At 45.8% G+C, this 17,921-nt stretch carries 13 protein-coding genes and 1 pseudogene; 11 read left to right on the forward strand and 3 right to left on the reverse strand.

The window, feature by feature from the left end; translation table 11 throughout:
- Positions 1-149: 149 nt before the first annotated feature.
- Positions 150-2,801, reverse strand: a complete 2,652-nt coding sequence (locus AC4G47_RS07505; protein WP_491105587.1) for a cation-translocating P-type ATPase — start codon at positions 2,799-2,801, stop codon at positions 150-152.
- 315 nt (positions 2,802-3,116) lie between these two features.
- Here AC4G47_RS07505 and hcp point away from each other — a divergent pair, with 315 nt between their 5' ends.
- The 10 genes and pseudogenes from hcp (at position 3,117) to AC4G47_RS07555 (ending at position 13,451) form a co-directional block, all read left to right on the forward strand.
- Positions 3,117-4,409 (forward strand): hydroxylamine reductase, encoded by a 1,293-nt coding sequence (gene hcp / locus AC4G47_RS07510; RefSeq protein WP_458123565.1) that lies wholly within the window; start codon positions 3,117-3,119, stop codon positions 4,407-4,409.
- Between the two features lie 236 nt (positions 4,410-4,645).
- Positions 4,646-6,055: a PTS sugar transporter subunit IIC gene (locus tag AC4G47_RS07515; protein ID WP_491105588.1), complete on the forward strand. Its 1,410-nt coding sequence runs from the start codon at positions 4,646-4,648 to the stop codon at positions 6,053-6,055.
- A gap of 47 nt (positions 6,056-6,102) precedes the next feature.
- A pseudogene (locus AC4G47_RS07520) lies at positions 6,103-6,492 on the forward strand (NAD(P)/FAD-dependent oxidoreductase); the annotation flags it as partial.
- A gap of 307 nt (positions 6,493-6,799) precedes the next feature.
- A complete protein-coding gene (locus tag AC4G47_RS07525; RefSeq protein WP_491105589.1) occupies positions 6,800-7,012 on the forward strand; it encodes a sigma factor in 213 nt (70 codons plus the stop codon).
- 165 nt (positions 7,013-7,177) lie between these two features.
- Positions 7,178-7,690, forward strand: coding sequence for a hypothetical protein (locus tag AC4G47_RS07530; RefSeq protein WP_491105591.1), 513 nt, complete (start codon positions 7,178-7,180; stop codon positions 7,688-7,690).
- A 93-nt stretch (positions 7,691-7,783) separates the two neighbouring features.
- A complete protein-coding gene (locus AC4G47_RS07535) occupies positions 7,784-8,182 on the forward strand; it encodes a hypothetical protein (protein WP_458123561.1) in 399 nt (132 codons plus the stop codon).
- Positions 8,136-8,915 carry a hypothetical protein gene (locus tag AC4G47_RS07540; RefSeq protein ID WP_491105592.1) on the forward strand — a complete coding sequence of 260 codons (780 nt, stop codon included), beginning with the start codon at positions 8,136-8,138 and terminating at the stop codon, positions 8,913-8,915. The genes AC4G47_RS07535 and AC4G47_RS07540 overlap by 47 nt, the downstream gene beginning before the upstream one ends.
- A gap of 761 nt (positions 8,916-9,676) precedes the next feature.
- On the forward strand, positions 9,677-10,219 hold the full coding sequence (locus AC4G47_RS07545; protein ID WP_491105593.1) for a CueP family metal-binding protein: 543 nt from the start codon (positions 9,677-9,679) through the stop codon (positions 10,217-10,219).
- Positions 10,220-10,401: 182 nt separating this feature from the next.
- Positions 10,402-11,403 (forward strand): ABC transporter substrate-binding protein, encoded by a 1,002-nt coding sequence (locus AC4G47_RS07550; protein ID WP_491105594.1) that lies wholly within the window; start codon positions 10,402-10,404, stop codon positions 11,401-11,403.
- Entirely contained in the window at positions 11,400-13,451 is a 2,052-nt protein-coding gene (locus AC4G47_RS07555) for an iron ABC transporter permease (RefSeq protein WP_491105595.1), read from the forward strand. Before AC4G47_RS07550 ends, AC4G47_RS07555 begins: the two co-directional genes overlap by 4 nt.
- A 191-nt stretch (positions 13,452-13,642) precedes the next feature.
- On the opposite strand, the gene AC4G47_RS07560 is transcribed toward AC4G47_RS07555, so the two are convergent.
- Positions 13,643-14,815 (reverse strand): aminotransferase class I/II-fold pyridoxal phosphate-dependent enzyme, encoded by a 1,173-nt coding sequence (locus AC4G47_RS07560; protein ID WP_491105596.1) that lies wholly within the window; start codon positions 14,813-14,815, stop codon positions 13,643-13,645.
- Between the two features lie 151 nt (positions 14,816-14,966).
- Here AC4G47_RS07560 and AC4G47_RS07565 point away from each other — a divergent pair, with 151 nt between their 5' ends.
- Positions 14,967-15,191 carry a hypothetical protein gene (locus AC4G47_RS07565; RefSeq protein ID WP_491105598.1) on the forward strand — a complete coding sequence of 75 codons (225 nt, stop codon included), beginning with the start codon at positions 14,967-14,969 and terminating at the stop codon, positions 15,189-15,191.
- A 172-nt stretch (positions 15,192-15,363) separates the two neighbouring features.
- Here the strand turns inward: AC4G47_RS07565 and AC4G47_RS07570 are convergent, their stop codons facing one another.
- Complete coding sequence (locus AC4G47_RS07570; RefSeq protein ID WP_491105600.1) at positions 15,364-17,652, reverse strand: helix-turn-helix domain-containing protein; 2,289 nt, start codon at positions 17,650-17,652, stop codon at positions 15,364-15,366.
- Positions 17,653-17,921: the final 269 nt, after the last annotated feature.

Here is a 17,921-nt window from a genome sequence, read left to right on the forward strand (position 1 = left end):
AGTAAGTAGATATTATTTTAATGCTTAAACATTGTGCGGGGAAGTTATAGTAAACAACAGCAAGTCTGTAAAGTGTACTTTGTCTGTGTAAAAAATAAACGGCGCCCTGATGAAGGGCGCCTGTTTGTTTAAACGCATGCCTATAACTTTTATGCCACAGTAACTTGTTTACCGCGATTGCGAATCCACTTGATGACATCCATCAGAATGACGGCAACGAGAGCGAGTCCGCCTGCAATCAGGAACTCATTCCAGCCAAACGTATCCGGGATGGCGAAGACGCCGCGAACACCTGGAATCAGTGTGATTGCATAGAGACAGAGACATACCAGGATGGAGCCAAGCACGAATTTGTTGGTCGTAAAGCCCACCTGTAAGATGGTCTGTGTGTTGGAACGTGCTGCAAAAGTCTGAAGACTGCGTGCCAGAATCAGTGTTGTAAAGGCCATAGCCACACTGATTTCCTCCGAGATACCAAGTCCGATATATTGGGATACGATAACAGCCGCCCCAATCAGGACACCACGCGTAATCACAGCTTGCAGGGTTCCACCTGCGAAGATGCCTTCGTTAATATCACGTGGTTTGCGCCGCATGACATCCGGCTCGGCCTTCTCGGTACCCAGTGCAATGGCAGGCAGGGAGTCATTCACCAGATTAATGAACAGCAGTTGAAGGGCCGTAAATGGATTAACCCAGCCGACGATCAAGGCAAACAAAATGGCGATAATGGCGCCGAGGTTACCGGCAAACAGGTATGCGATGGCTTTTTTGATATTATCAAATACCATCCGCCCAACACTGACCGCATTCACGATGGAGACAAAGTTATCATCGGTCAGAATCATGGCAGCCGCATCTTTGGCAACATCTGTTCCGCTACCCATTGCTACGCCGATGTCAGCTTGTTTCAGCGCTGGTGCGTCATTAACGCCATCTCCGGTCATGGCTGCAACCTTGCCTTTACGCTGCCAAGCCCGAACAATCCGAATTTTGTTCTCAGGAGATACCCTTGCGTAGACCGAGATGTGTTCGAGTTGTTGATCCAGCTCCTCATCAGACATTTTGTCCAGTTCGGCTCCGGTAATGGCGAGATCGTCCGGTTCGGCAAGGCCAATATCCACACCGATGGCCTGAGCCGTCGTTTTGTGGTCACCGGTAATCATGATGGTGCGAATGCCCGCTTTTTTGGACTCTTCAATAGAGCCGTATACCGCTTCGCGCGGTGGGTCAATCATCGCTGTCAGGCCAACAAGCGTCAGATCATGCTCGTCATCAATGGTGACCTGGTTTTTATCATCGAATTTTTTGTACGCATAAGCCAACACACGGAAAGCCCGTTTGGAGAAGGCTTCGTTCTTTTCTTCAAATTGTGTACGAATCTCAGGTGTCAGGGGCTGAACTTCACCATTAATAAACACATGACTACAGCGGCTGAACAACACATCCGGCCCACCTTTGGTCAGTAAAGCTGTCTGTCCCTCAAACGTATGAACCGTACTCATGAGTTTTCGATCCGAGTCAAAAGGAAGCTCGGCTTCACGCGGGAATTGGTCACGGATTTCATTGTAATCCTTATTCATCCGGTTGCTGAAGGCGATGAGGGCCACTTCGGTTGGATCACCCAGTTCCTTGCCTTCCTGGTTAATATTCGAATCATTGCAGAGCACTGCAATATGTAACAAACGTCGTTCCTCATCAGACCATTGATCGGGATCATCGGGGAATTCGTCCTTGGTGCCATGGGGAATGTAATAATCCACGACCGTCATCTTGTTTTGCGTTAGTGTTCCTGTTTTATCAGTACAGATGATGCTGGCAGAACCGAGCGCTTCCACGGCAGGCAGTCTGCGAATGATCGCATGCTGTTTGGCCATCTTATTCGTTCCGAGTGACAATACAATGGTCACAATGGAGGAGAGTGCTTCAGGAATGGCAGCAACCGCAACGGCTACCGCAAACATCAGTGCATTTACAATGGACGGTCCGATATTTTCCGTACCTTCGGTCAACCATACCCGACCGGCTTCAATGGCAAAGATGAGAATCGACAAGCCAAGAATGAAAAAGCCCAGTTTTTTGCTGAATGATTCCAATTTACGCTGTAATGGCGTGTTCTTGGCTTCGGCATTTTCAATTAATTCGGCAATTTTGCCGATTTCGGTTTTGAGTGCCGTACCTGTAATGACGAGCATGCCGCGTCCATATACGACCAGTGAACCACTGAAGGCCATATTGCGGCGATCTCCAATTGGAGCTTCATCCGGGATGACATCGGCGTGTTTTTCCGCAGCTTCGGATTCTCCGGTCAGCATGCCTTCGTTAATTTTCAGACTGCCTGATTCCAAGATACGTCCGTCGGCCGGGACATAATCTCCTGCGTCGAGCATAACAATATCACCGGGCACGAGTTCCCTCGCTGGTATGGTCTTTTTCTGGCCATCACGAATGACCTTGGCTTCGGGTGCAGACATTTGTTTTAACGCGTCAAGCGAACTCTCGGCTTTTTTGGTCTGCACTACACTGATCACGGCATTAAGCAAAATAACCAGGAATATGATCAACGATTCAATCAGGTGTCCAAGTACAACCTGTACGGCGGCTGCAATCAGCAGCACGATGACCATAGGGTCTTTGAAATTTTCGAGGAACAGTTTCCAGACTGGCGTTGCATCTTTACCTTTTAACTCATTATATCCTTCCGTTTCAAGTCTCTTGGCAGCTTCGGAGTTCGTGAGTCCCTTAGAGGAACTCTGCACATCCTGAAGGGTTTCCTCTGCACTGTGTCTATAGTGTTGCAATTGACCAGCTCCTTGAATATTAGATTTCTCTGTGTATTACCCTTACGAACAAAATCTAGAATCGTTTCATTTCCATAATTTTTTATGATTATAGAATTTATAAGTTTTCAGCTGTTATGTACACAGTATTTTTCATAATGAGCCGAGATATGCTTCATTCCCAATGTTATTATTTCCAGTGATGCAGAGACATACGGAGAACCCTATATAGGTGTTGGATCAGAAAACTGTGTGCACCATCACACATGGACATATCGGGGTCTGTTACGCTATTTCATAACGAACAGTGTTTAATCTAGTTTGGAGGGGACCCATATGTTTTGTTATCAGTGTGAACAGACGCCAAGTGGCGGGTGTACCGTGGTTGGGGTATGCGGCAAAAATGAAACGATCGCAAGTTTGCAGGATACGATGATCTTTGCGTTAAAAGGGATTGCTGCTTATGCAACACATGCACGCCAGTTGGGATATCATGATCCTGAGGTGGATCGGATTACACATGAGGCGTTATATATGACATTAACGAATTCGAATTTTAATGTTCAAGAGCATCTGGAGATGGCGATGAAAGTCGGCAATGCAGCAATCCGCATCATGGACGTGCTGGATCGTGCGCACACAGACCGCTTTGGTGTACCGCAGCCGATTACGGTTAGTCAGAATCAGATCGAAGGACAGTGCATCGTGGTAACGGGACATAATCTGTATGCACTGGAGGAGTTACTGCGTCAAACCGAAGGCAAAGGAATTAACATCTATACCCACTCGGAAATGTTACCTGCGCACGGTTATCCGGCGCTGAAGAAATATGCCCATCTCAAGGGCAATATCGGCAAAGCCTGGTATGATCAGCGCAGACTGTTCGAGCAATTCCCGGGTGCCATTCTTGCAACGACCAACTGTGTCATGCCGATCAAAGGCACGTATGCAGACCGCTTTTTCTCATACGAAGTGGCGGGTCTGGAGGGTGTTGCCAAGATTATGGATGACGACTTCTCACCTCTGATTGAACGCGCATTGTCACTGCCTGCGGCTGATGTACAATCCGAGCAAGTCTTAACGACAGGATACCATCATGAGACAGTCATCGGACTTGCGCCCGAAATTATTCAAGCGGTAAAAGACGGCCATATCCGAAGATTCTTCGTGATTGCGGGCTGTGATGCGCCAGGCAAAGGCGGCAACTACTATCGTGAACTCGCTACATCGTTGCCGAATGATACCGTTATACTGACAACCTCTTGTGGCAAGTTCCGCTTCAATGATGTGGATTATGGTACGGTTGGGGACACGGGCATACCGCGTTATATCGACCTGGGACAATGCAATAATTCCGGTTCCACCGTGAAGATTGCAATGGCATTGGCCGATGCTTTTGGCTGTACCGTGAACGAGTTGCCTGTCAGCATTGTGCTGTCCTGGTTTGAACAAAAAGCAGTGGCGATCCTGCTCGGACTGTTCAGCCTGGGCATTCAGGACATTCGGATCGGACCGAAACCACCTGAGTTCATATCGGAAGGTGTATTGGATGTACTGGTGGATATGTTCGGTCTGAAGTTAATTACAACGGCAGAAGAAGATATGAACGCGATGTTGGCATTGTCATAAGTGGATAAATGGAACATATAGAAATGTGTTAGAGCCTGCGCTTGAGCAGGCTTTTTTGTTACGTAAACGATGTCATAGGTCCATATACCTTGTATAAATAAACATGCAATGTAAGGAAAATTAGTTTTATTATCCTATTGAAGTTCTTTCGTGGAAATGTGTATATAGATAGAGGCATATTAGATCGAACACATCACAAAACACGGGTTTACCGTAACATGAGGAGATTGTACATAATGCATGACACACAGATTGAAGATTGGTTGAAACTCGCAGGTGGCGAGGAGAACATCAAGCTTGTAGAGCACGATAAGGGTACAACGATGCTGATACTGAAGGACAGTACCCAATTGAACATGCCGGTTTTGGCCTCCACAGATTATGAGGCAGATATTCGGGTAACGGGGGAGCAGTGCCATCTGGCAATAAAGGATGAATCTTCACAGATCTACAATACTTTACTGAATATGGGCGTGGGGGAAGCGAAAGGAACAGCATTGCAGGAAGCAGGACACGCGATGAAGAACAGATTCTCGATCTTACATTTTGTATCCGATGTGTTTAGGCCCTTGATGCCAGCGATTCTCGGAGCCGCCGTTATTAAGATTTTACTCGCTATTATTACGTTAGTGGATACCTACAGTTCAGGGGATTCTTCTGCACTGATGGACAGCCAGACCTTTACGATATTCAGGATCATTGGAGACAGTGTTGTTCATCTATTGCCTGTATTGGTAGCAATCAGCACAGCGTACCGGTTGAAGAGCAATATCTATGTTGCTGCATCTATTGGCGGATTGATGTTCCATCCGGAGATGATCTTGCTAATGTCAGGTGAAAAAGACGTCCATTTCCTGGGCTTGCCACTCGTGTCCCAGCCTGCTTTTTACACGACTGCCATCTGGGTTATTTTAACAATCTGTGCCGCGTCTTATCTGGAAAGAGCCGTTCAACGAATAAGTCCAAAATTCTCCAAAGGGATTGTTGCTCCGTTCCTGACGTTATTGATCCTGGTTCCACTGGTATTCATGATATTTGGTCCTATCGGTACCTGGATCGATGAATATCTGCCGGAGGCATTGGATTTACTGTTAGCTAATGTTCCAGTGTTGACGGTGATGTTACTGGGAGCGGTCTTCTCACTGATGTTAATTATGGGATTACACTACTGGCTGATTGCCATCCTAATTAATGAAATGGTTATGAATGGTGGTTCGATGATGATTGCTGCCATGTTAGTGGCGATTGTTGGACAAGCGGGGGCCGCGCTTGCAAACGGAATTCGCTCGAAAGAGCCAGCATCCAGAAGACTTGCTTTCTGGGCAACGGGAACAGCCCTCCTTGGAGTCGTAGAGCCTGCATTGTATGCGGTCAACATGAGAAAGAGATCCTCTTTCTACGCGGCAATGCTGGGTGGAGCTGCGGGTGGATTGTATTACGGATTGTTATCTGTCAAGGCATTCGCTGTCGTTGGGAATCCAAGCTTGATCAACCTGCCGCTATTCATCGAAGAGGGTAGCCTGAATCTGTTACACACTTGCATTGGTGTGGTTATTGCTTTTGGTGTTTCAGGTGGACTGACATATTGGATGGCGGGAAAAGGACAGAAACGGGGACAGGGATCACTGAAAGCTAGCATCGAATAGTTGTAAAATGTTACAAAATGAGCTAAGCGAACATAGTAAGCCTGTACCTGGAAAGACAAGCGAGAACGTTCGATCCAACGATTGTATTTGGTCAGGAAATTGCTGAGCTTGAACGAAGCGAGGACGGTGTATTTGAACTCATTTCCAAAACAGGCGAACGTCATTACACACGTACGATCCTGCTATGTGCTGGGAGAGGTATGACGCAGGTGCAAAAGCTGGATGTTGAAGGTGCCAACCGTTATGAGCTTACGAATCTGCATTATACGATAACCGATCTGTCCCGATTTGCCGGGAAGCGTGTTCTGATCTCGGATGGCGGCGATTCCGCAGTCGACTGGGCGAATGAAATGGGCAAGATAGCAAGTGAAGTCACGGTAGCACACAGACGCCATGAATTTACCGGACACGAGTCGCCTGTTGCTCAAATGAAAGCTCTCTTCAATACGTAAAACTGCATATGAATAAAAGATAACATGTCATAGCAAGAAGCCCGATCTGTGTCGAGATTTTTCTCAAACACGCATCGGGCTTCTTTGTGAGAAAATCGTGTGTTTCTCGTAATGAAAGAGATATTAAGGTGCTTATCAATCCAGAATTAAATTATTTCTATGAGAACCTAGATAAGATATTTTGTCATAAAAACCACGTTACTGTTGATTAGTTAAAACCTTTGACGAATGAAAGATTTCCCTCAACTATTAAATTATAATTGTAGAAATGATGATATCTGGGGACTTGCATTTGATTCAGCCTCAATCCACCGAGATAACAATAGAAGAAGCCATATATAAACACGCCAAAAACGTAAAAAGAACAGCAAAAAGATTTTTCTACTCCAGAATGTTATACGGCAAGTGGCTATTGGATGATCTTACACAACAAGGCTATTTAGGACTTATAGAGGCGTATTCGAAATTTGATTTTAAAAAAGGACATGAGTTTTTTTGGCGTTAGGCTTATAAATTCGTAAAGGGAAGAATGATAGAGTTTACAATACAACACTATAATATTGTACGACCTAGCCAAAAAATAAATAGTATAATCCTTAAAATAATGAGTCGAAACCTATCGGGTATGTCACCAGATGTTATCTCGCAAGAACTCGGATGCTCTTACAATATGGCCGTTCAAGCTTTGCATTTTTATGTAATTAGGCGTCAATTATACTTATTTGACTCAATTAATTCAAAGCAAGAAAACCAAGATGAAAGACAGCTTATAGATGTGATTGCGGTCGAAGAAAATCAGGATCAAATATTTCAAATCGAAGTTGTAGGAAGCTTTTCTACAATAGAACAGAAAGTTGCTGACAAGCTAATAGAAGGCTACAGCAGAGAGAATATAATAGAATATTTTACGATCTCCGCAGCTCAATTAAGAATAAATATTGATGAAATATTAAGAAAATGCGATTTCGACTACCAAAAAATTATCAATAGAAATGAGGCGTTACTATTGCAAATTTCAGCACTCAATCTAAATGGTCAACCACAGCAGAATAGTGATGATAATTTTAAATGGGTGCCAATTGAATATATTTTTGCTAATCCCAGTAACCCCAGAAGAGATCTAGCCGTCGACACAAATCAATTACAACCTGGGAATCACAGTTTTTTTTATCTGAGAATTTAGACGGATGAAATATAATATGTTTTAAGAAATGGTATAATATTGTCGAATAACATCAAAATCTGTTAGCTGATAAAAAAATGTTGGAGGTAGCAGATGAAAAAAATAAACAAATTTATATCTTCTCCTCTTGAATTTGAGGTCTTGGAGCATGACCAGGTGATTGCCAAAGTGAAGTTGGATTATAGCAATCAAACGGTTGATGTGTGGCAAGATAAAAGTGTATCGCCTGTTTTTCTCCCTTTTCCAAGCAAGTCTAAGGTGACCGTAGGGGATGTACTGGATTATTTTGAATCAAGATGTTTCCCTCGCACCAGACATCATGCCGATAAAATTTTGCAATTATTAGGTCTGAATGATTATGTAGCTTCGGAGATCGTAAAACAAACACATGGCGTGTTATATGATGATTATGTCTGGATTCGATTTTCTAATGAGGAGTTGACCTGTGCTGATGTCCATCCCCGTTTTGCAGGTGAGCAAGGATTCTCGTAAGACTTTTGTCAGTAGCAGCAAGGGTGACCAATTAAAATGGAAAATTGAGAATAAGTGGGGAAAAGCTAATAAATTTGGTTATGAAGGACTGGCGGAGTGGGTAGCATTCGAGCTAATTAGTCGATCCAATATTCCATCAGGACTTATAGTTCCTTATACGCAGTGTGTTCTGCTTGAGGAAAACGTTGAATATCCGGGTTGTTATTCTGAAGATTTTCTGCAGCCGGGAGAGAGTATCATTACTTTGCATCGCATTTTGGAGAGTTATGGTGTCAAATTTGATGATTTACAGCAAGGACAGAGCACACGAGATTCCGTGCTTTTAGTTGTTGATTTTCTCAAGGATGTATTGAAATTAGATACGCTAGAGTACTTCTCAATCATGTTACCACTGGACGCGATTCTGCTAAATGAAGACCGACATTTGAATAATATCGCTTTTATACATGGTCCTGATGGATATAGACTCTGTCCACTTTTTGATCACGGTCTAAGCCTTTTGTCAGATACAACAGACTATCCGCTAAGCATGCCAACAAGTATTGCGTTGCGCAAGATTAAGGCGAAGCCATTTAGCAGTGATTTTTCAAAACAAGCACGTGCGCTGGAAACAAATCTTCGATTTGATCGATCTTCAGTTATTCAATTCATTGAACAGCATGATCAAGTTCTTGGGAGAGTTACTCAAATTTTAAGATCCCAGATTCGAAAGTATGAACACTTATTTGTGTGATTAGATAAAATATGTCGACGTATCCTTATTGAAAATAGCGACATATTCATACCAAATAAACAGCGCCACCTGAATCGTTCTGGTGGGCGCTGTTTGTGTAACCTTTTTTTGAGATGGATAAAGAGTCTTGAATCCCCAGACTGCCGATCTTGGCGAATGGATAGATGATTTTTTAAGGAACTCAGGACATCTTAATTGGCCTTCAGGTCCTCTTTTTAAATTCTAAGGAACATCAGACACGTTATCTACCAAAGTTCCCTTATAAAAACACTGAAAACGGCTTTTTAATTGGATATAGAGTGCCTCAGGTTCCTTAGATTTCTGCACGCGCTTCAAATCGTTGAATAAGACGCCTCAGATTCGTTAGCGCTCGCTCCATGCTATGATCCAACCGCGAGCCGAGAGGACGACCCCGAATCCCGCGATAATGGTCCAGTACATGGACTTGACCAATCTTCAGGCAAACCATGGCAGAAGTCCATCGAGACAGATCGTGTTATTAGCCTTGACTGGAATAGATATTTCCTCTCCGACCCGTTGTCTGCGGTGCTGCAAGCCGAGGAAATGGCAGATCGAATTATGGCATATTAATTGTCGCTCACGCAATGAGCAGTAAGACTTATCGACCAGATATCATATATGCATATCCCGAATTGAGCCAACCATATATGTGAATATCTGGTGAATTCCGTGCTGTATAAGTCCATGTTGGTTCGTTCTCCATTATACTTAAGTAAAACAGACGAGGAGATGGACTCCAGATGAAGAAACAAATGTGGATTATTGCTAGTGTTGCAGTTGTAATTGTAATTGGAACCTATCTGTTTGCGCACAATACGGGCAAGGAAGGTGCGGGTACAACCAGTGCGCCCAACATTAGAAAATTGGTGGAAGATATCAGCACAGGTAAAGAGACACCTGAATCAGCTTCCATCAATGCCAAACAGTTAATTGTCACCGATCAGGATAAAAAGACCACTACATATGATTTGCCTGAAAATGAATTTTTCCTTTCCATTGCGCCTTACGTGGACCAGACCCATCCCTGTGCAATTCATAGCTTGACCGGCTGTCAGGGGGAAATGGTAGATGAGGAGTTCAATGTTACCATTCACGATTCCGAGGGCAACACCTTAATGAAGGATTCCATGATGAAATCGGGTGCAAACGGATTTATGGATCTATGGGTGCCCAGAGATAGAACTTATCTCATTCGTGTAGTTCATGATGGGAAAGTTGCAGAGACCCAATTGTCTACATATGACAACGATGATACGTGTATCACTACAATGCAGCTAAGTTAAATCAGATCTGATCGATCCAAGGGAAGGGGATTGCTGAAGAGCAGTTCCTTTTTCCTGTTATTCGGAGAATATAGATCACAAGTGACTTTGCATTGACAAAAATCCATTCCTACGGCATAATCCAATAGTGATAATGATAATTGTTATCATATAAATACATATAAACAGGGGAGAATAAAGATATGAAAAAAGGATTAAACGGACTGTTGATCATGCTGGCCTTTGTGCTGGTCTTGGCGGGTTGTGGTAAAACCACGAATACAACAGATACAAGTCAAGGTAGTGACTCCGGTAGTGCTCCGGCTGAAGAGACAGCAGGTCCTGTTACCGTGAAGCATAAACGTGGAGAGCTTCAGCTGGACAAGCCGGCTGAGCGTGTCGTTACACTTGAATGGACGTATACAGAAGATGTCGTTGCCCTGGGAGTTCAACCAGTAGGTAACGCAGATAATGCTAACTATAAACTTTATGTAACATCCGAAGCAGCACTGGATGACAGTGTTACGGATATCGGAACACGCAGTGAGCCGAATCTGGAAGCTATTGCTGCTTTGAAGCCAGATCTGATCATTGCCAATGCGGATAATAATACAGCGGTCTACGATCAGCTGAATGCAATTGCACCAACGATTGAATATGATCCGTATGATGGTGACGGCTATGATTATGACAAGATGACAGAGATCTTTAATAACATTGCAACGGCTCTGGGTAAAGAAGACAAAGCAAAAGAAGTTCTGAGTGATCTTGATCAGCACTATGTAGAAGCCAAAGAAAAACTCGCTGCTGCGGGGAAAGAAAACTTCAACTTTGCACTGACACAAGCGTTCACATATCAAAATGCAGCCAGCCTGCGTATGTTTACGGATAACTCTGTTGTTATTGGTACGCTCGACAAGATTGGCTTGGTTAATGATTGGCAGCCGGACAAGATGGAGAGTTATGGCTTCTCTACAGTAGGCATTGAGTCATTATCCACTGTACAGGACAGTAACTTCATTTATATTACACAGCCAGACGATGACGTTTTTGGCACAGCCATGAAAGATAACTCCGTTTGGAATGGACTCAACTTTGTGAAGGATAAACGCATATATCAACTCGATAGCACAACATGGACATTTGGCGGACCGATCTCCTCCAAAGTATTGGTTGATGGGGTAGTAGAGGCGATTACAAAATGAGCTCGGTTCAAGGATCTAAGCCAGCTATGAATTGGCGCACAATAAGCATATATGGGGGCGGTCTAACCGCTCTTATCGTGCTTTTTTTTGTAAGTCTATGTTATGGAGAGGCATCCATTCCTTTGCATGTCGTATGGGACGCTCTTACGAGCAGACAAAATACATTAGAGCACAATATGGTCTGGGACTTGCGTATGCCACGTACAGTGATCGGTATTCTTGCAGGAGGTGCACTGGCTGTTGCGGGCGCATTGTTGCAGACCATTACTCGTAATCCACTGGCTGCTTCAGATACACTGGGCATTAATGCAGGAGCATACTTTGTGGTGGTGCTGGGAGCTATCGCTTTTCCAGGTCTGATAAGTCAGTCGCCTTTTCTCTTCGCAGCTCTGGGTGGTTTGCTGGCAGCATTTGCGGCTTATTTCATGGGCGGCGGACGAACATCAAGCCCGGTTCGACTTGCGTTGTCCGGTATGATTGTATCGATGGTGCTTGGTTCATTTACAAGCGCATTACATATTTTTTTCTCGATGGAGACACAAGGGTTATTCCTGTGGGGCTCCGGAACACTCGTTCAGAATGACTGGAGTGGTGTGTCCTATGCTTGGCCTTGGGTAGTTGGCATTACTATTCTCGCGTTAATCCTGTCCAGACAGTGGGATATGCTTGAACTGGATGAATCAACGGCTTCTTCCTTGGGACAAAAGGTTGGATTGGCTCGTGCCGGTGGTTTAATTCTCGCGGTATTGCTGGCTGCTGTGATTGTCAGTGTAATCGGGCCGATTGGCTTCGTCGGACTGGTTGCACCTCATCTGGTTCGATTGAGTGGTGTACGTTCCAATCGATTACTTTTACCTGGTGTGTTCATATGGGGAGCAGCACTCCTGGTTGGGGCAGACGTCCTCGCCAAGATGGTGCATAACTCCAGCATGGAGCTGCCAACGGGTGCCGTTATGGCGATCATTGGTGCACCATGGCTCATCTGGCTTGTTCTTACACGCATGAAGGCTGCGAACGGATCAGGCATGTCTACTTCAATGAGCACAGGAGGAGCCTCGCGTCGCTTTGCATTTGGCCCGATGGCTGTATTATTCTCAGTCATAACGGTCGTGCTTATCTTGATCAGTACGATGTTTGGCGGTATGCGAATTCCGCTGGCCGATTGGTTGCCGAGTCTGTTCCAATCGGATGGACTGTTCTCCGCGCTGATTCAGCTTCGGATTCCGCGTACACTTGTTGCCGCAGGTGCAGGAGCTGCACTGGCAATCAGTGGCGTGCTTATTCAGATGGCGGTACGTAACCCTCTGGCAGATGCTTCAATTGTCGGTGTGTCCTCAGGTGCAGGGCTTGGAGCGATGATGGTCATCATCTTATGGCCGGGTCTTCCGATATACTTGCTGCCCATTGCGGCAATCATCGGTGCAGCCATTGCTGCAGTGGTTGTGTTCTCCCTCGCCTGGAAGAAAGGACTGAACCCTTCGGCGGTTGTGTTGCTAGGGATCGCGATGTCTGCCATTGCTGGAGCAGGTATTCAGATTCTGATTGTACGTGGTGCCGTCTACGGTAGCAGCGGGTATATCTGGCTGACAGGAAGCACCTATGCTCGTACCTGGGAACAGGTGAAGGTTATCGGATTATTTTTAGTTATTCTGTTACCTGTGGCCTGGTGGCTGGCGCGTAGATTCGAACTGTTGGTATTCGACGACAATAGTGCATCTGGACTTGGACTGGGTGTACGCCGTACACGATTACTGGCCATGGCAGTTGGTGTATTACTTGCAGCAGGTGCTGTTGCTTGTGTAGGAACCGTCGGTTTTATCGGTCTGATTGCACCACATATGGTTCGGTTACTGACGGGGAATAAGTTAAGACGTTCGATGTTTTTATCCGCATTAGCCGGTGCAGTCATGTTGGTACTGGCCGATACGATCGGCAGAACCGTCATGGCGCCAACAGAGATTCCATCAGGCATACTCATTGCAATTATCGGAACGCCGTACTTCCTGTATCTGATGTATCGTTCCAACTGGCGGAAGTCGATAAAGTAAAAGTGTACTTCAAAAATATCACATATGAATAAATGCTAAAAAGCCCGCATGCAGCGGGCTTTTTAGCGTTTATTCTCATTTATTTATAATGATGGATGAATATCTGGAGGAGGATCATGACCCGGGTTTTTGCATGAGAGCAGAAAGAGCACCCCTTCACCGAATAAGGAACGGGTGCTCTTTGCTGATGATTAATTCGGTACCAGTATGCTGCTGTTTTCCACGGATTGCAGTGCCAGTTCCAATTGTTCCCGATCCTGGACAAGGGCGAGCCGGACATATCCTTCACCTGAAGGACCAAATGCACTTCCAGGCGTAACGATGACGCCCGCCCGACCGACCAGATCCATGGCAAATTGCTCGGAACTGTCATAATGAGCGGGAATCCGTGTCCAAATAAACATCGTGGCATCAGGCTTCGTTATTTCCCATCCGAGTCTGCTAAAGCCTTCGCACAGAATGTCCCGACGATCCTCATAGATTGCCCGTACCCGATCTACGTCACTCTGATCCCCGGTAATGGCGGCAATGGCTGCCTTCTGAATCGGGAGGAACATGCCGTAATCCATGTTGGATTTCAGCTTTTTCAACATGGATACTATCGTTGCGTTGCCCATGCAAAATCCGATTCGAGCCCCGGCGAGCCCATAGGTTTTGGACAGAGAGTTGAATTCAACACCGACGTCCATGGCACCAGGAAAGGCCAGAAAACTTCCGCATGATTCCCCTTCGAACACGAGCTCGCTGTATGCATTGTCATGGAGAACGATGATATCATGTTTCTTGGCAAATGCGATCAGGTCCAGGTAGAACTGCTCTGGTGCCATTGCTGTTGTTGGATTGTTGGGATAGGAAACCAGCATGAATTTGGCTCTCTGTGCTATATCCTCGGGTATCTCTTCCAGCTGAATGACATAATGATGCTCTTCCTTTTGAGGCATGTAATACAGCTCTGCTCCCGCCAGAAGCGGCCCGTCCGCGAATACCGGATAACAGGGGTCCGGAACAAGGACAAGATCGCCTTCATTCACGATGGATAATGAGATATGTGCCAGACCCTCTTGTGAGCCAAGCAGGGAGCATACTTCGGTTTTGGGGTCCAGATCGACCTCGTACCTGCGTTGGTACCACTCACTGACAGCCTTCAGCAACTCACTCTGGTCATTGAGGGCATAGGTATAATTCTGTACATCTGCTGCTGCCTCACATAGAGCCTGAATAATATGCTGCGCTGGCGGGGTGTTGGGTGCGCCTACGCTAAGATCGATGACGCCCAATCCCTGTTCCAGACGTTGTCTCTTAATTTCAGATAATCGAGTAAATATGCCTTCATTAAAATGGTCCATTCGTTTGGCAAATTGCATGCTGCGTATCCTCCAGTCTGTTCAAACGCTTATATCTATAATAGATTGGCGAGCTGCAAATGAGAAGAGACGCTGACAAACTCTGTTACATCGTTTGGCCTTTCTGCACCTGTCACTGCCTAAAGTCGAGCGTCTGTGCGACTTTTCAAACATGCAGAACCTGCTTCAGCTCGAATTGGATTTTATGAAATCATTACAGGAGATCGACAACCTGTGGACTGCGGAACAACTAGAGGTGCTGGAATTGAAGGAGATACATACAGGGATTAAGGCGGAAGACTTTTCTGGTTTATTAAAAATGGATTCTCTAATGCAGTTTGATTTCTGCTTTATCGATCACGGCAAAGGCCGTATTGCTGCGCAGACAAATGACTGATGCGGGGAAAGGGTATCTTCTCTACGAAAATATTCCTGAGGAACAACGGATCCCCTCCATGGCTCATGTGCATCTTTCCAAATTTCTGATGTAGAAAAATAATGAACAAGCCCGCTGTCAGAGCGGGCTTTTGTGTATTTAGAACGACCCAGCTTCTCCTTCTAGCGCTTGATTAGCCATGACCGGAGGAGAGGAACGGGTCATCACCCGCATGACGCTTGCGATATTCTCCGGGAGTCAGCCCGTATCGACGCTTGAACATGCGGATGAACGAGTTCGCGTTTTGATAACCGACCTGCATGGCGATGTCCTGAATCCGCAGATCCACATTCACAAGCAGCTCCTTGGCCCGTTCAACCCGAAGATTATTCAGATACTCGCTGAAGTTGATGTTGGTCTTTTCCTTAAAAATACTGGAGAGGTACCCTGGGGTTAAATTTAACTTGTCGGCGACGATATTCAAATTAATATCTTCCCCATAGTGATGATCCAAATAGTCCAGCACAAAGCTGATGACCGGATCGCGCGTTTCCGATTGACTGCGGACTGCCGCAAGTACTGGTTGAACGAGCTCCCGAAGCCATTGCCTGTACTGCTGCACGGAATGAAAACCCGCAAATGGCTCACCCAGTGGAGAAGGATGAAGGTCAGACCCGATGGGACTCAAATTCAGCTTCATCACTGTTTTGCCGATTTGTTCCACTGCGCCAAGAGCAAAGGTGCGGAAGTCCTCTGCGGCCGCATCCTTGTGCTGCAGTTGTTCCAGCTGGCGATTCACCCAAGCGAAAACGGCCTCCTCATTACCTGATTGCAGCAGATTGTGCAGCTCCTCCCCATAGGTTACCTTCACATGAAAGGCATTGGAGGAGGAAGCGCGCGGCTCTACAATTATCTGCGTTTCCCCATTCAGTCTCCGCTCTTTCAACAGGATGGACAGATTGCTGTACGCATCGGTAAACGGGATTTCTCCGGAATATACTGGACTCACTGCGATGGTCAGGTAGAGGGATTCTTCGGTAGCGAGTAATTCCTTAAGTGTATCCAGCGCCTGTAATATACCGCTCTGCGGACCGGGATCAAACATCAGCAGTAACAGCTGATCCTGCTCGGGCTGAAGGGCAACACTGTTGTTTTGGCTGCTGCTGAACAGGCTCTGAATCAGCTTCCATAATAACAGGGTATGCTGCCCGAATTCATCTGGCAGGGATTTGAAGCCAACCTTAAACAAAATGGAGACATAGGGCTGCTCGGGTTGCCGAACATCCTCAAGCTCTGCCAGGTAGGAGCTGAGCGGGATATTTTTCACTTTATGGGTATAAGCATACTGGCGTACAAGAGAGTTCTTCTGCGCAAGATCGCTTTGAATGTAGCGGTTATTCTCCAGAATAGAGCTCAAACGGTCGCCGATCATGGCGAATTCCTTTACACTGCTCAACTTGTCTGGCCCGCTGCCGGAATCTCGGTCAAGAGCGGCAATAAGGCGCTGAAGCGGCTGATTTAATCGCAGGCTGAAAAACAGGGACGAGAGCACGCTGATCAGTACAGCGGCTCCGAGCAGGAGCGCCAGCAGCAGTTGCATGCCGCGCATTTCCGCGCTAATTACCGCGGCCTGGGTTACCTGGACATAGGTGAACCCGGTTTGCTTGCCTTTCTCATAGAAGTAATACTGATCTCCAATGCGTTCATATCTGCCTCCGTCTGCAGGAAGCCGTGGATTTTGCACGTTTCCTTCTACCGTGGTGAACAGAAGGCGCCCCTCGTTGTCCAGAATGTAGAACGGATTATTACCTGCATCGCCATAAGTGTCCTGCATACGCTGGGGATTCAGCATAACGATGCCGTACACGTCCTCATAAGGAATGGCTTTCATCATGACTGGCATCAGTTGCCCGAGGGAGCGGGAAGAATGAATGGTGTTTTCCATAAAAGCTGCCGCAGGCATTACTTTGAGGAACTGATTGTTCATGGTTTGAGTTTTCCAGTATTCCGGTGGATATTCCTTACTGTAATAATATTTGCCGAACATATCGCTGACACTGCTGAGACCTTCCTTCTCCAATATATAGTCTTCTTGCTTGAAATAGAGGATGAAATTGTCGATATGCAAAAAAGGATTGGCATACAGGGTGGAGAGGTCCAATTTGACCTCAGCGGGAACATCGTAACGGCGATTCTCCTTAATGTGGCTCAAAATGCCCAAATTGGCTGTCCAGGTGTCCGATTGAGTGAGGGCCAGAATCATGTTCTGGGTCAGCCGAAAGTGATTCTCATACCCTTCGACGGTCTGTGCAAGGCCCATTTCATTTTGTCTGACCATCTCCTGGTAAACTTTGTTGCTCAAGTACAGATGGGAGAACAAATTAAATGAAGCCAAAATCAGGATGACACTGAGGAAGCTCAGCATTAGCTTGGCAAACAGGCCATTCGACGCGAATTTGCTTGTAAGCAGTCCCTTCATCATGACATTCCCCCTTGGATACAGCCGAAAATCGTTTGGTCTAATCCTATCATAGCGGCATAAAGCTGACACAAACAATATGCACTTTTACTGATTTATACGCGGATATCTGGAAAATAGGTGTTTAGGCGAAAAGTTATATAACATGTAGATAGCGCTTTCCTTGGATTAATCGGTATAATTCGGAGACAAACCCGGGATATTCAGGGTAAGTTATCTAACATTCAAGTCCGTTTTCAATCATCCAATAAAGAGGGGGCATGCTGATGGCT

The organism is Paenibacillus sp. Negev47 (genome assembly GCF_058313655.1).